Here is a 13,979-nt window from a genome sequence, read left to right as displayed (position 1 = left end):
GGTCGCGGCGGGGGCAGGCGTGGCGGCGGGCGTAGGCGCATTGACCGGCGCGTTCGTTGCCGTTGGCGGCGTCGTCAACGCGGCGACGGATTCGCCCTCGCCTATGCCGCTTTGCCCACCGGCCGGGCCGGGATCGGTTTCGCCGCCTTCAGGTGTCAGCCGCTGCGTGAATTTCGTCGCTTCGGCGCCTGCCGCCGGCGGCGTCGCCGCGTCGGTCGCAGGCTTGGCCGGCGCCGGTTTCACCGGTTCGGTCTTGGCAACCTTGCTGCCGTCCAGGCCCAGCATCTTGCCGAAGGCATCCTTGTTCAGCCAGATGCCATAGCCGCCGCCGGCAACAACCAGCAGGGCGACGACGGCGGCAATCAGCCCGCCATAGCTGCGCTTGCGCTCGGCGGGACGCAAACGCTGGAAGGTGTCGGCCGTGGCCGGCTCGTCATCATTGGGAAGGACATCCGGCTGGTCGTCTTCCTGGTCCGCGTCCATGCCTGGCAGGTTCTTGTCAGCCAGATTGAAGGATGCCGGCTGCACCGACGCGGGCTTCGGCCAGCTTGGCTCGGGCTTGGCGGCGGGCGGCGGCGCGGGCCGGTAGGGTTCCGGTTTTGCAGTGGGCGCCGCTGCGGGCGCTGGCCACGACGGCCCCGCATTCGCCGGCTGGCGTGTATGGTTCGGCTGGTTCTTGTTGCGGTCGATGGAGGAAAAGATGTTTTCCAGCTCGGCGAGCGGATCCGTCTCCGGCACGCTCTTGGTGTAGTCGCGCTCGACACTGGAGATAGCATCTTCCAGACCGCGCTTCTGCTTGGCGGCATCCGACGGCGACAGCGGCGGATCGCGCAGGGCAATCTTGGCTGCGATCGTCGAGCGGGCCTTGTCATAGACCCTCGCCCGCATCTCCGGCGACTGATCGCTGAGGTTGTCTATCGTTTTCTTCAGAACAGCAACGAAATCTGCCATGCTTCAGTCGACCTGTATTTTTGCTTCCGCGCCGGCCCCCGCAAATCAGCCGCAATGCCCGGAAAGGCTTCAGAAACTAGTCTTGAAACGGATCGGTCACAAGTATCGTATCGTCCCGTTCCGGACTGGTGGAGAGGAGCGCGACCGGTGCGCCGATGAGCTCCTCGATGTATCGGACATATTTGACGGCCTGGGCCGGAAGGTCGTTCCAGCTGCGTGCCCCGGCGGTGGTGCCTTTCCACCCCTCCAGCGTCTCGTAGACCGGTTCGACACGGGCCTGCGCGCCCTGGCTCGCCGGCAGATAGTCGATCGCCTCGCCGTCGAGGAGGTAGCCGGTGCAGACCTTGATCTCATCCAGCCCGTCGAGCACGTCGAGCTTGGTCAGCGCGATGCCCTTGATGCCGTTGACGGCGACCGCCTGGCGCACCAGCACCGCGTCGAACCAGCCGCAGCGGCGCTTGCGCCCGGTGACGACGCCGAATTCGTGGCCGCGCGTGCCTAGAAACTCGCCGATCTCGTTCTTCTGCTCGGTCGGGAACGGTCCCTCGCCGACGCGTGTCGTGTAGGCCTTGGTGATGCCGAGCACATAGCCGATGGCGCCCGGACCGACGCCCGCGCCGGCGGCGGCCTGCCCGGCGACCGTGTTCGACGAGGTGACGAAGGGATAGGTGCCGTGGTCGATGTCGAGCAGCGTGCCTTGCGCGCCCTCGAACAGGATGCGCTCGCCGGCGCGGCGCTTGTCGTCGAGTATCTTCCAGACCCGGTCCATATAGGGCAGGATCTCGTCGGCGACCGAGGTCAATTCCGTCATGATCGCATCATGCGTGACTTCGGCATGGCCAAGCCCGCGACGCAGCGCATTGTGGTGCGTCAGCAGCCTGTCGACCTTCAAGGGAAGCGTTTCCAAATCCGCCAGATCCATCACCCGAACCGCGCGCCGACCCACCTTGTCCTCGTAGGCGGGGCCGATGCCACGGCGGGTCGTGCCAATCTTCGTTCCGGAATTGGTGGCGGCATCCTCGCGGAATCCGTCCAGCTCCCGGTGCAGTGACAGGATAAGCGCCGTGTTTTCGGCTATTTTCAGGCGGTCAGGCGTCACTTCGACGCCCTGCGCCTTGAGCTTCGCCACTTCGGCCACGAAAGCATGCGGATCGAAGACCACGCCATTGCCGATGATGGACAGCTTGCCTTGCCGCACGACGCCGGACGGCAACAGCGACAGCTTGTAGACCTTGCCGTCGACGACCAGCGTGTGGCCGGCATTGTGGCCGCCCTGGAAACGCACCACGACATCGGCGCGCTCCGACAGCCAGTCGACGATCTTGCCCTTGCCTTCGTCGCCCCACTGCGAGCCGACGACCACCACATTGGCCATGTTTCTTTTCCCTTGAGACGCCGCCGAGCGGCTTGGATTTGGTTCGAAACGACAGGCCTCTATAGCGTCAAGACCTCGCGAGTGCGACCTTTCTTTGCCGCCGAAAATGCCCTGAGGCACAACAATTTTCGGCTTTGACATCATTTACTTGGGCTGACGGGGGCAATAGGCCGGCAAACACCGTGGTCATCCCCACGGCCGGAATCCCGCGATGCATCGAAGCGCTTACATATTCCTGCTGCTCACCACGCTGCTGTGGGGTGGCAATTCGGTGGCCGGCAAGCTGGCGGTCGATCACGTCTCGCCGATGACGCTGGTCTTCCTGCGCTGGGTGCTGGCGGTGGCGATCCTGCTGCCGATCGGCTGGCGCATGATCCAGGAAGACTGGCCTGTCGTGCGCAGGAACTGGTTCGTACTGGCCGCACTTGGGGCCAGCGGCTTCACCTTGTTCAACACCATTTTCTACACCGCGCTCAACTACACGACGGCGATCAATGTCTCGATCGAACAGGCGGCGATGCCGGTCTTGATCATCGTCGCCAATTTCATCTTCTTCCGCTTGCGTGTGAGCTGGGCGCAGATTGCCGGCGTGGTGCTGACCATCTTCGGCGTAGTCCTGACTGCCTGCCATGGCGATCCGCGCCGGCTGCTCACATTGGAACTCAATTTCGGCGACGCTATCATGCTGGTGGCGGTCGTCCTCTACAGCGGCTATTCGGTCGGGCTGCGGATGAAGCCAGTGATGCGTTGGCAGAGCCTGATGCTGTCCCTGGCGGTCGCCGCGCTCATCACCTCGCTGCCCTTCTTCCTGTGGGAGGTCGCCGCCGGCAAGGTCATCGTGCCCGATGCGCGCGGCTGGACGGTCATCGTCTACACCGCGATCGGCGCCTCGGTCATCTCGCAGATAACCTACATCAGGGGCAACGAACTGATCGGCGCCAACCGCGCCGGCCTGTTTATCAACCTGGTGCCGATCTTCGGCACGCTGCTCTCGGTCGTGATCGTCGGCGAGACGTTCCAACTCTATCAGGCGCTGGCACTCGTGCTCGTGCTTGGCGGCATCGCGCTCGCCGAATACAGCGGGCGAAAGACGGCAAATTTGCCGCCAGTCTGAACGAAAGGCGCGACCACGCCGCGCCTTTCGAGGCTGAGTGCAAGGTCGCGGTGTCTACACCCCGCCCACGTCGAACTGCAGCCGCTTGGCCGAATCGATCGACTTGTGTGCCCGCACCTGTTCCAGCACCTTTTCCGGGAACGGTGCGTCCAGATAAAGCAGCGCGATGGCGTCGCCGCCCGGCCGGTTACGGCCGAGCTGGAAGTTGGCGATGTTGACGTCGTTCTCGCCGCACACCGTGCCAAGCAGGCCGATGATGCCGGGCGCGTCGGCATTGGTCGTGTAGAGCATGTGCTGGCCGACCTCTGCATCGAGATTGATGCCTTTGATCTGGATGAAGCGCGGCTTGCCGTCGGAGAAGCAGGTGCCGGCGATCGAGCGCGTCCTGTGCTCGGTCGTGACGGTCAGCTTGATATAGCCGTCGAACACGCCCGACTTGTCGCGCTTGACCTCCGCGACGATGATGCCGCGCTCCTTCACCATGATCGGCGCCGACACCATGTTGACGTCCGAGACCTGCGGCCGGATCAGGCCGGCAAGTGCGGCACTGATCAGCGCGCGCGTGTTCATCGTCGCGGTCGAACCGTCGAACAGGATCTCGACCTCCTTGATCGGATCCTCGGTGACCTGGCCGACAAAGGCGCCGAGCACTTCCGCCAGCTTGACGAAAGGCTTCAGCCGCGGCGCTTCCTCCGCCGTGATCGACGGCATGTTGATGGCGTTGGAGACGGCGCCCTTGATCAGATAGTCCGACATCTGTTCGGCGACCTGCAGCGCGACGTTCTCCTGCGCTTCCGCCGTCGAGGCGCCGAGATGCGGCGTCGCCACCACGTTCTCCATGCCGAACAGGGCGTTCTGCTCGGCCGGTTCGACCTCGAACACGTCGATGCCCGCACCCGCGACCTTGCCGCTTTTCAGCGCCGCGATCAGGTCGGCCTCGACGACCAGCCCGCCGCGGGCGCAGTTGATTATGCGCACGCCGTTCTTCATCTTGGCTATTGCAGCGGCATCGATGATGTTGCGCGTCTTGTCGGTCAGCGGCGTGTGCAGCGTGATGAAGTCCGCGCGAGCGAAAAGTTCGTCGAGTTCCACCTTGTCGACGCCGAGTTCCTCGGCACGCTTGTCCGACAGGAACGGGTCGAAGGCGATGACATGCATCTTCAGGCCGACGCCGCGCGTGGCGACGATCGAACCGATATTGCCGCAGCCGATGACACCCAGCGTCTTGCCGGTGATCTCGACGCCCATGAAGCGGTTCTTCTCCCATTTACCGGCATGGGTCGAGGCATTGGCTTCCGGGATCTGGCGCGCCAGGGCGAAGATCATCGCGACGGCATGTTCTGCCGTCGTGATCGAATTGCCGAAGGGTGTGTTCATCACGATGATGCCCTTGCGGCTGGCCGCAGGGATATCGACATTGTCGACGCCGATGCCGGCGCGGCCGACGACCTTGAGTTTGGTGGCGGCGTTGATCAGCTTTTCGGTGACCTTGGTCGCCGAACGGATGGCAAGCCCATCGTACTGGCCGATCACCTCGAGCAGCTTTTCCTTGTCCTTGCCGAGGTCCGGCAGATAGTCGACCTCGATGCCGCGATCCTTGAAGATCTGGACTGCGGTGGTGGAGAGTTTATCCGAAACGAGAACGCGGGGCGCCATGGCGGCCTCCTTGAAATGGATTGTCGGGAAATGGCGGCCCGCGGGCCGCCACGAAATCTCAGGCTGCCGCTTTCAGCGACGCCTTCTGCGCGGCGAAGGCCCAGTCGAGCCAGGGCAGCAGCGCTTCGAGGTCCGAAGCCTCGACCGTTGCGCCACACCAGATGCGCAGGCCGGGGGGCGCGTCGCGATAGGAGCCGATGTCGTAGGCGACGCCCTCCTTGTCGAGCGCCGAGACCAGGCCCTTGGCGAAAGCCGCCTGCGCGTCGGCATCGAGTGCCACGACATCGGGATCGGTGAAGGACAGGCAGACGGAGGTGTTCGACCGCGTTGCCGGCAGGCTGGCGAGATGGCCAAGCCATGCCGACTTGTCGACGAAGCGATCGAGCACCGCGGCATTGGCGTCGGCCCTGGCGACCAGGGCATCGAGGCCGCCGATCGACTTCGCCCAGTTGAGCGCGTCGAGGTAATCCTCGACGCACAGCATCGACGGCGTATTGATGGTCTCGCCCTTGAAGATACCTTCGATCAGCTTGCCGCCCGAGGTCAGGCGGAAGATTTTCGGCAGCGGCCATGAAGGCTTGTAGCTCTCCAGCCGCGCGACGGCACGCGGCGACAGGATCAGCATGCCGTGCGCGCCCTCGCCGCCCAGCACTTTCTGCCAGGAGAAGGTGACGACATCGAGTTTCTCGAAATCGAGCTTTTGCGCGAACGCGGCCGAAGTGGCGTCGCAGATGGTGAGGCCCATACGATCGGCCGGGATGAAATCGCCGTTCGGCACGCGCACGCCCGACGTGGTGCCGTTCCAGGTGAAGACCACGTCGCGGTCGAAATCGATCTTGGTGAGATCAGGCAGTTCGCCGTAGCCGGCCTCGATCTTGCGCACGTCGGCGAGCTTCAGCTGCTTGACCACGTCGGTGACCCAGCCGGAGCCAAAGCTTTCCCAGGCGACCATGTCGACACCACGCTCGCCGAGCAGCGACCACAGCGCCATCTCGACAGCGCCGGTGTCCGACGCCGGCACGATGCCGATGCGGTAGTCCGCCGGGACCTTGAGGATTTCGCGCGTCAGCTCGATTGCTCGTTCGAGCTTGGTCTTGCCGATCTTGGCGCGATGGGAACGGCCAAGCGCGGCATGCTTCAGCGCCTCGACCGACCAGCCGGGGCGTTTTGCGCAGGGACCTGAGGAAAAATTGGGATTTGCCGGACGGAGTCCGGGCTTCGTATGCGTCGTCATCGTGGTCTATCCTTCCAGATAGTGGCCCCTCGTTGGGGAGGGGTGGCCCACGGACGGCGATATGCGTTCAGGCCTCGGGCGTCAAGAGGAAAGTTTTTGTCGCGGGCAGGATACCGGCGATCCTTGATCAGGATCTCGTGATTTCAAACGCAAACGGCGGACCCCAGGATCCGCCGCCAAAATCCTAGTCTGCCCCAAGTCTACCAGAGATCGTATCTCAGGCCGAGCTTGACCTGGTGATTGCTGATGCCCTTGCGGATCGGAAACGATGTCGGGCTCGCTGCGGTCACATATTCGGCATCTGGTGCCGAAAAGTACTGATATCCGAGATCCACCGCGACATTCTTGGATACCTGATATGCGAGACCCGCATTCAGCGTATAGGCCAGGGAATACTGGGTCTTGTTGTCGTTAAAGACATAGTCGTCCGTGCTGTCGTTGTTGTCGGTGAAATAGCTTCCCGAGAGCTTGCGCGTGTTGCGGACCACGCCAATACCGGCGCCGAGATAGGGCGTGATCCCGACATAGGTGCCAAGATCGACATAGCCATTGAGCATGCCCGAGAAGGCATAGTTCTTCAGGGACCCCGATGCCACCGTCGCCGTTGCCGGTAGTGCCACGATCGTCGAATCGTCATAACCGGCGCTGGCCTTGTTGCCAGGCAAGTACCCGAGATTGAGGTCGGCACGCAGATAGTCGTTGAAGTGATAACCGAAGCCGATGCTGGCAAAGACGGAATCTTCTTTCTCGTCGAAGCTGGCGGGCGTGAAGGCGAAATCATCGTTCTTGAAACTCTTCTCCACCAGGTAGGAGACATCGCCGCGCAGGTACCAGCCGGAGCCAACCTCGACTGGCACGTAATCGGGCGCCTGGTCGACATAGATCGGAGGATCGTAGTCGGCGGCCAAGGCTGGTGTCAGCGGCAACAGGGTGAGCGCGGCAAGCGCCTGCGCCATACGCGATGTGAGTGTCATGGTCCCCGGCTCCCGCATTCGGCCCCGTCCGCGATCGTGACGGCTGCCATCGTTTCAAGGAGCATTGTTAACCATAGTGGTTAAGTCGGGGTTAAGGCTAACAGAGCGTTAGCGGATTGATTTCGAACGCGAACTCATCCGGGCCGCCCGGCGCGAGACCGCCAAACGAAAACCGCCCGGCTGAGCCGGGCGGTTCGCGATTGTTCCGATGTCGGAGGTGTTACTTGGTGTAGATCGGCTCGGGTTCGGGCTGGTAGGCCACCACGGGTGCGGCGCATCCGTTGTTGCCGCCGAACTGGTAGCGCAGGCCACCGCGCACTTCGTGGGTGTTGATGCCACGGTCGAAGCCAGGACCGGCGCTGCTTGCATCCCACTCGAACATGCGGCCGCCTTGGATATGCGAGAAGCGATAGCCTGCATCGAGGATGATCTTGTCGGTCAGGCAGTAGGAGGCACCGGCCATAAGGGCATAGGCGAAGCGCCAGTTGGACGAGCCGGGATTGGTCTCGGCGGTGTTCGGGTCGTAGACGGTGTCCCATTTGACATGCGCGCCGCCGATACCGGCGCCGACATAGGGCGTAATGCCGTGGTAGGTGCCGATATCGACATAGGCGTTGGCGAGCAGCAGGAAGGCGCTCATCTTCGACACTTCGACTGAGGTCGTGGGGTTGCCACCCAAGTCCACGCCGGAGGTGCTGCCATTGAAGTTCGACTTGAACCAGTAGTCAGCGGTCAGATCGGTGCGGAAGTGATCGTTGATCTTGTAGCCGACGCCGCCGCCGAGCGAGAAACCGCCCTTGAGCTTGCCGGAATCGAAACTGTTGCTGCCCGGCGTGACCACGTTACAGGGACAGATGGTGTAGGTCGTGTAGTCGATGCCGCGCACGTCCGACTTGTGATAGTCGATGTCGCCACGGATATACCAGCCGCCGACATCGGCAACCGGTTGTTCGTAAACCGGCGGCGGTGCCTCTTCGACCTGCGGCTCCGGCAGGTCGGCCGCGAATACTGGCCAGGCCAGACCCGCGAACAGCAACGCGAACAGGGCCTTTCTTGCTGTATTGAACATGCTTGTCACCCCTAGACCCTCGGAACGGCGATCGTGTCCGAATAAGATTGGCTTTCAGGCGTGGATAATGAATTGCAAAAGTTAAAAGGCATTTAACCCTGTCGATTAACCACGAATCTCTAAAATCCGAGGCATTCGAGGGTAATATCGAGAGCGGGATCGGTCCTGCCGCCAAAGAAAAAAGCCCGCCGGAGGGGGCGAGCTTTCGATGTAAACAGGGCGAAGCCTCGGCGCCGGAGATCAGGCGGCGCTGCGGGTTTCCGAGATGACCTCGACGATGTCGTTGACGACGGCCTCGACCAGTTGCGGATCGTCACCCTCGGCCATGACACGGATCAGCGGTTCGGTGCCCGATGGCCGGATGACCAGCCGCCCGGCCTTGCCGAGGCGATGACGGGCATCCTCGATGGCGGCCTTGACCGGGGCTTCCTCGAGCGGCTTGCCACCAGCGATGCGGACATTCTTCAGGAGTTGCGGCACCGGCTCGAACTTCTTCGACAGCTCGCTGACCGGCCTGCCCTGCCGCTTGATGCAGGCCAGCACCTGCAGGGCCGAGACGAGACCGTCGCCGGTGGTCGAGAAATCCGACAGCACGATGTGGCCCGACTGTTCGCCGCCGACATTGAGCCCGTGCGCGCGCATATGCTCAACGACGTAGCGGTCGCCGACCTTGGTGCGGTGCAATTGCAGCTTCATGTCGCCGAGGAAGCGTTCGAGGCCGAGATTGGACATGACCGTCGAAACGACGCCGCCGCCGGCAAGCCGCCCGCTCTGGTGCCAGGACTCGGCGATCAGCGCCATGATCTGGTCGCCGTCGACGATGGCGCCATTTTCATCGACGATGACGACGCGGTCGGCGTCGCCGTCGAGCGCGATGCCGATGTCGGCGCGCACTTCGTGCACCTTCTTCTGCAGCCCCGCCGGATGGGTCGAGCCACATTCCTTGTTGATGTTGAAGCCGTTGGGTTCGACATTGATGGCCACGACTTCGGCGCCGAGTTCCCACAATGCCTCGGGCGCCACCTTGTAGGCCGCGCCATTGGCGCAATCGACGACGATCCTGAGGCCCGAAAGCGACATCGAGCGGGGCAAGGTGCGCTTGGCGAATTCGATGTAGCGGTCATGCACGCCGTCGACGCGCTTGGCCCGGCCCAGCCCGTCGGAATCGGCGAGTGCCAGTTCGATATCCTTGTCGAGCATGCTCTCGATGCGCTCCTCGATCTCGTCGGAGAGCTTGTAGCCATCGGGCCCGAACAGCTTGATGCCGTTGTCGTAATAGGGGTTGTGCGAAGCCGAGATCATGACGCCGATGTCGGCCCGCAGCGACCGCACCAGCATGGCCACCGCCGGCGTCGGGATAGGGCCGAGCAGGAACACATCCATGCCGGCAGCGCAAAGACCGGCCACCATGGCGTTCTCGATCATGTAGCCGGAAAGCCTGGTGTCCTTGCCCAGAACGACACGATGGCGATGGCTGCCGCGCTGGAACGAAAGGCCGGCGGCCATGCCGACCCGCATGGCGATTTCCGCGGTCATTGGAAACTTGTTGGCGCGCCCGCGAATGCCGTCCGTGCCGAAGTAATTTCCCGCCATGCTAACCAGCATCCCTGATTGTTCTTAGCCGGCACGTCATGCCACAATTGGCCCGCGCCCTATGATCACATTGTGTGATTATATGTTACCATTCCTTAGAAAATCATTGTTGTGCACCGCACACAACCTGATTGCATCCTGACCTGCTGAGACTGCCACGCCGCAATACACCAGTCACGTTAGCCTTTCAGCGTAGATGCACCTGGAAAATCCTGTCCTCAAGTCCAACAGTCCGAACAATTCATCACCTTGCCGCGAGGCTCCTGCTTTCGGCGGCATATACGCTACTTAGCATCTGGCGCAACCGACCGTTGAGCGTTATTGATTCGCAGGGACGTATCATGGGCTGCTGCAACGGAGAAACGCTATGCTCATCCACCGACTTGCCACTTTGACCGGCCTCGCCGTCGTGACGTTGTTCCTGGCCGCGCCAGCCAACGCACTGACGATGGCCGAATGCAGCACGAAGTATAACGCGGCCAAGGACGCGGGGACCCTTTCCGGACAGACCTGGAACCAGTTCCGCAAGGCGCAGTGCGGCACCGATGCCGCCGCCACCACCGACACCAAGCCGGCCGCCACCACCAAGGCCACCACCAAGGCCGAAACCAAGGCTACCGAAACCAAGCCCGCCAAGGCAGCAAAGGCTGCCGCCGCCGACAGCACGGCCAAGGGCCTGACGGCCAAGGAATGCAGCGCCAAGTACCAGGCGGCGAAGTCCGCCGGCACGCTGAACGGCATGAAGTGGAACGACTTCCGCAAGGCCGAGTGCGCCGCCGGCGCATCCGCTGCCACCGACACGACCAAGCCGGCCACCACAAAGGCAGCCGCGGCTCCCGCAGACGGCGGCAAGGGCCTGAGCATGGCCGAGTGCAGCACCAAGTACCAGGCTGCCAAGACGGCGAACACGCTGAAGGGCATGAAGTGGAACGACTTCCGCAAGGCCGAATGCGGTGCCGGTGCCTCCGGTGACGACACCGTGCCTGCCCCCAGCGAGGCGAGCTACACCAAGGAGCCGGCAAAGCCGACGACGGTCGCGCCCAAGGGCGTTACCTTCCCGTCCGCGATCTCGCCGAAATATGCCAGCGAGACCCCCGGAAAGGGCCGCATGCATACTTGCCTTGACCAGTATTACACCCTCAAGGACGCCAACGCGCTTGGCGGCCTGAAATGGATCCAGAAGGGCGGCGGTTTCTACAGCCTGTGCAATGCCAAGCTGAAGAGCTGATCTCCAGCAGCATTCTGAAAAAATATAGGCCCGCGAGCCGCAAGGTTCGCGGGCTTTTTGTTGCGCATGACAGCGCCCCGGCTTGCTCGCTCCTGTACATGACGGAGTTGTCGGTCTCATCAGTTCGTGTGCTCTTGGCGAAAAATTCCTATTGAACATAACAAGAACAAACAGTATACAAAAAGACGTCACACTTGTTATCAACCAGGAGGGTCTTATGTCCAGTTTGAAATTGGCGGTATTGGCCGCGACGGCATTGGTTTCTTGGAGCGTCGCCCCTGCAAGCGCAATGACGATGAAGGAATGCGGCGAAACCTATCGAACCGCCAAGGAGGGCGGCACACTGAACGGCATGGACTGGGCCGCTTTCCGTAAGGAGAAATGCGCGTCCCTCGCGGAGGGTGTCAGCGCAGATACGGCCAAAACCGCGCAGCAGCCGAAGGACGAAGCCAGTCCGGCGTCCGCCCCCACCGTGGCCCCGGCGGGCGTCGCATTCCCGACTACACTCGCCGCCGAGTTCAAGACCGAAAAGCCCGCCAAGGCACGGATGAAAACCTGCCTGCAGGGTTACCACGGCAACAAGGAGGCGGGGACGTTGAACGGCCTTCGCTGGATCCAGAAGGGCGGCGGCTATTACAGCCTGTGCAATGCGCGGCTGAAAGCTGAATCATGAGAAACCATGCGGCAAAACCCGAGGCGCCAAGCGCCTGAGCGAATGCAGACGGGTGCTTGAAAAGCGAATGATTTCAGGTCGATCGACCTGAAATCATTCCGCCTCCATCGCAAATATGCAGTGCATTCAGCTTGACGGCTGCGGCTCCATGCCGCCTTCGGGCTCGGGACCCTTCTTGCGGCGGCCACCGGACTTCGGCACGGCCGAGCCGCGGCTTGGAGGGGTATCATCCCCCAAATCTCGCGCGGGCTTGTTGCCCGCGATCAGTTGCTTGATCTCGTCGCCCGACAGCGTCTCGTATTCGAGCAGGCCCTGCGCCAGTGCGATCCATTCCTTCTTCTTCTTGGTCAGGATGGACTTCGCCGTCGAATAGGCCTCGTCGATCAGGCGGCGCACTTCGGCGTCGATGATCTGCGCGGTCTCTTCCGAGATGTTCTGCGTGCGCGCCACCGAATGGCCGAGGAAGACTTCCTCCTGGTTGTCGCCATAGGCGACATGGCCGAGCTTGTCGGAGAAGCCCCAGCGCGTGACCATGGCGCGTGCCAGCTTGGTCGCCTGCTCGATGTCGGAGGACGCGCCCGAGGTGATGTTCTCTTTGCCGAACTTGAACTCCTCGGCGACGCGGCCACCCATCATGATGGCGAGGCGCGAGATCATGTATTTGTAGCTCATCGAATAGCGGTCGCCTTCCGGCAACTGCATGACCATGCCGAGCGCGCGGCCGCGCGGGATGATGGTGGCCTTGTGCAGCGGATCGGCCGACGGCACGTTGAGCGCCAGGATGGCGTGACCGGCCTCGTGATAGGCGGTCAGCTCCTTCTCGGCCTGGGTCATGGCCGACGAGCGGCGCTCCGCGCCCATCATGATCTTGTCCTTGGCGTCCTCGAACTCGGCCATGGTGACGAGGCGCTTGTTGCGCCGCGCCGCCATCAGCGCCGATTCGTTGACGAGGTTCATCAGGTCGGCGCCGGAAAAGCCGGGCGTGCCGCGGGCCACGACCTTGAGATCGACATTGGGTGCCAGAGGCACATTGCGCACATGCACCTTGAGGATCTTCTCGCGGCCGACGATGTCGGGATTCGGAACCACCACCTGGCGGTCGAAACGGCCCGGACGCAACAGCGCCGGATCGAGCACGTCGGGACGGTTGGTGGCGGCAATCAGGATGATGCTTTCGTTGGACTCGAAACCGTCCATCTCGACCAGCAATTGGTTCAGCGTCTGCTCGCGCTCGTCATTGCCACCGCCGAGGCCGGCGCCGCGATGGCGGCCGACAGCGTCGATTTCGTCGATGAAGATGATGCAGGGCGCATTCTTCTTGGCCTGGTCGAACATGTCGCGCACGCGGCTGGCGCCGACGCCGACGAACATCTCGACGAAGTCCGAGCCTGAAATGGTGAAGAACGGCACGTTGGCTTCGCCGGCGACCGAGCGGGCAAGCAGCGTCTTGCCGGTGCCGGGAGGGCCGACCAGCAGCACGCCGCGCGGAATCTTGCCGCCGAGGCGCTGGAACTTCTGCGGATCGCGCAGGAATTCGACGATCTCTTCCAAATCTTCCTTGGCTTCGTCGACGCCGGCGACGTCCTGGAAGGTGACGCGGCCATGCGCCTCGGTCAGAAGCTTGGCCTTCGACTTGCCAAAACCCATGGCGCGCCCGGATCCGGACTGCATCTGGCGCATGAAGAATATCCAGACGCCGAGAATGAGGATCATTGGCAGCCAGGAGATCAGGTAACCGAACAGCGAGTTGGAGCCGTCGGTCTCGGGCCGCGCGTTGATGGTGACGTTCTTGTCCTGCAGCCGCGAAACCAGCTGCGGATCGCCGGGTGAATAGGTCTGGAAGCCGCTGGAATTGTCGGTGTAGGTGCCTGTGATGCGGGCACCCGCGATGGTCACCGTCTTGACCCGGCCGGCCCCGACATCCTGGAGGAACTGCGAATAAGGCACATCGCTCGAAGCCCCGCGCGTCTGCGGCGTCTGGAACAGATTGAACAGGGCGATGAGCAGGACCGCTATGATCGCCCAGAGCGCGAGGTTGCGATAGTTCGGATTCATCAATTGTCCCGTTGGCGTCCGCTTGCGGACAGCATCATGAGAGGAAACTTGGGCCTA

The 13,979-nt window shown here is 62.7% G+C and carries 10 protein-coding genes and 1 pseudogene; 3 read left to right on the top strand and 8 right to left on the bottom strand.

Annotation, left to right across the window (positions count from 1 at the left end):
- Together X741_RS154360 and X741_RS154365 are read right to left on the bottom strand one after the other, a co-directional pair.
- Positions 1–951: pseudogene (locus X741_RS154360) on the bottom strand (hypothetical protein); the annotation flags it as partial.
- Between the two features lie 76 nt (positions 952–1,027).
- The gene (locus X741_RS154365) at positions 1,028–2,326 is read right to left on the bottom strand and encodes an adenylosuccinate synthase (RefSeq protein ID WP_023777678.1); all 1,299 of its coding nucleotides are present in this window, start codon (positions 2,324–2,326) and stop codon (positions 1,028–1,030) included.
- Between the two features lie 211 nt (positions 2,327–2,537).
- On the opposite strand from X741_RS154365, the gene X741_RS154370 reads away from it, so the two are divergent.
- A complete protein-coding gene (locus X741_RS154370; RefSeq protein WP_023777677.1) occupies positions 2,538–3,440 on the top strand; it encodes a DMT family transporter in 903 nt (300 codons plus the stop codon).
- Between the two features lie 54 nt (positions 3,441–3,494).
- Here X741_RS154370 and serA read toward each other — a convergent pair whose 3' ends face one another.
- From serA to glmM, 5 genes are all read right to left on the bottom strand, one after another.
- The gene (gene serA / locus X741_RS154375; RefSeq protein ID WP_023777676.1) at positions 3,495–5,096 is read right to left on the bottom strand and encodes a phosphoglycerate dehydrogenase; all 1,602 of its coding nucleotides are present in this window, start codon (positions 5,094–5,096) and stop codon (positions 3,495–3,497) included.
- 58 nt (positions 5,097–5,154) lie between these two features.
- Positions 5,155–6,330 (bottom strand): phosphoserine transaminase, encoded by a 1,176-nt coding sequence (locus tag X741_RS154380; RefSeq protein WP_023777675.1) that lies wholly within the window; start codon positions 6,328–6,330, stop codon positions 5,155–5,157.
- Between the two features lie 200 nt (positions 6,331–6,530).
- Positions 6,531–7,304 (bottom strand): outer membrane protein, encoded by a 774-nt coding sequence (locus X741_RS154385; protein ID WP_023777674.1) that lies wholly within the window; start codon positions 7,302–7,304, stop codon positions 6,531–6,533.
- A gap of 220 nt (positions 7,305–7,524) precedes the next feature.
- Complete coding sequence (locus X741_RS154390) at positions 7,525–8,373, bottom strand: outer membrane protein (RefSeq protein WP_023777673.1); 849 nt, start codon at positions 8,371–8,373, stop codon at positions 7,525–7,527.
- A 240-nt stretch (positions 8,374–8,613) separates the two neighbouring features.
- A complete protein-coding gene (gene glmM, locus X741_RS154395) occupies positions 8,614–9,966 on the bottom strand; it encodes a phosphoglucosamine mutase (RefSeq protein ID WP_023777672.1) in 1,353 nt (450 codons plus the stop codon).
- Between the two features lie 367 nt (positions 9,967–10,333).
- Between glmM and X741_RS154400 the strand changes: the two genes are divergently transcribed.
- Both X741_RS154400 and X741_RS154405 read left to right on the top strand, forming a co-directional pair.
- The gene (locus X741_RS154400; RefSeq protein WP_023777671.1) at positions 10,334–11,194 is read left to right on the top strand and encodes a hypothetical protein; all 861 of its coding nucleotides are present in this window, start codon (positions 10,334–10,336) and stop codon (positions 11,192–11,194) included.
- 217 nt (positions 11,195–11,411) lie between these two features.
- Positions 11,412–11,867 carry a hypothetical protein gene (locus tag X741_RS154405; protein ID WP_023777670.1) on the top strand — a complete coding sequence of 152 codons (456 nt, stop codon included), beginning with the start codon at positions 11,412–11,414 and terminating at the stop codon, positions 11,865–11,867.
- 126 nt (positions 11,868–11,993) lie between these two features.
- Here X741_RS154405 and ftsH read toward each other — a convergent pair whose 3' ends face one another.
- Positions 11,994–13,922, bottom strand: a complete 1,929-nt coding sequence (gene ftsH, locus X741_RS154410; protein ID WP_013892541.1) for an ATP-dependent zinc metalloprotease FtsH — start codon at positions 13,920–13,922, stop codon at positions 11,994–11,996.
- Positions 13,923–13,979 lie beyond the last annotated feature (57 nt).

Source organism: Mesorhizobium sp. LNHC221B00, assembly GCF_000502935.1.
GTDB lineage: Bacteria > Pseudomonadota > Alphaproteobacteria > Rhizobiales > Rhizobiaceae > Mesorhizobium > Mesorhizobium opportunistum.
Note: the sequence above shows the minus strand (reverse complement) of the source record. Positions and strands in the feature narration are given on the sequence as shown.

Bases quoted from the DNA above. Each gene is read 5' to 3' on its own strand.
- X741_RS154365 (WP_023777678.1), bottom strand. From the start codon at position 2,326: ATGGCCAATGTGGTGGTCGTCGGCTCGCAGTGGGGCGACGAAGGCAAG.
- X741_RS154370 (WP_023777677.1), top strand. From the start codon at position 2,538: ATGCATCGAAGCGCTTACATATTCCTGCTGCTCACCACGCTGCTGTGG.
- serA (WP_023777676.1), bottom strand. From the start codon at position 5,096: ATGGCGCCCCGCGTTCTCGTTTCGGATAAACTCTCCACCACCGCAGTC.
- X741_RS154380 (WP_023777675.1), bottom strand. From the start codon at position 6,330: ATGACGACGCATACGAAGCCCGGACTCCGTCCGGCAAATCCCAATTTT.
- X741_RS154385 (WP_023777674.1), bottom strand. From the start codon at position 7,304: ATGACACTCACATCGCGTATGGCGCAGGCGCTTGCCGCGCTCACCCTG.
- X741_RS154390 (WP_023777673.1), bottom strand. From the start codon at position 8,373: ATGTTCAATACAGCAAGAAAGGCCCTGTTCGCGTTGCTGTTCGCGGGT.
- glmM (WP_023777672.1), bottom strand. From the start codon at position 9,966: ATGGCGGGAAATTACTTCGGCACGGACGGCATTCGCGGGCGCGCCAAC.
- X741_RS154400 (WP_023777671.1), top strand. From the start codon at position 10,334: ATGCTCATCCACCGACTTGCCACTTTGACCGGCCTCGCCGTCGTGACG.
- X741_RS154405 (WP_023777670.1), top strand. From the start codon at position 11,412: ATGTCCAGTTTGAAATTGGCGGTATTGGCCGCGACGGCATTGGTTTCT.
- ftsH (WP_013892541.1), bottom strand. From the start codon at position 13,922: ATGAATCCGAACTATCGCAACCTCGCGCTCTGGGCGATCATAGCGGTC.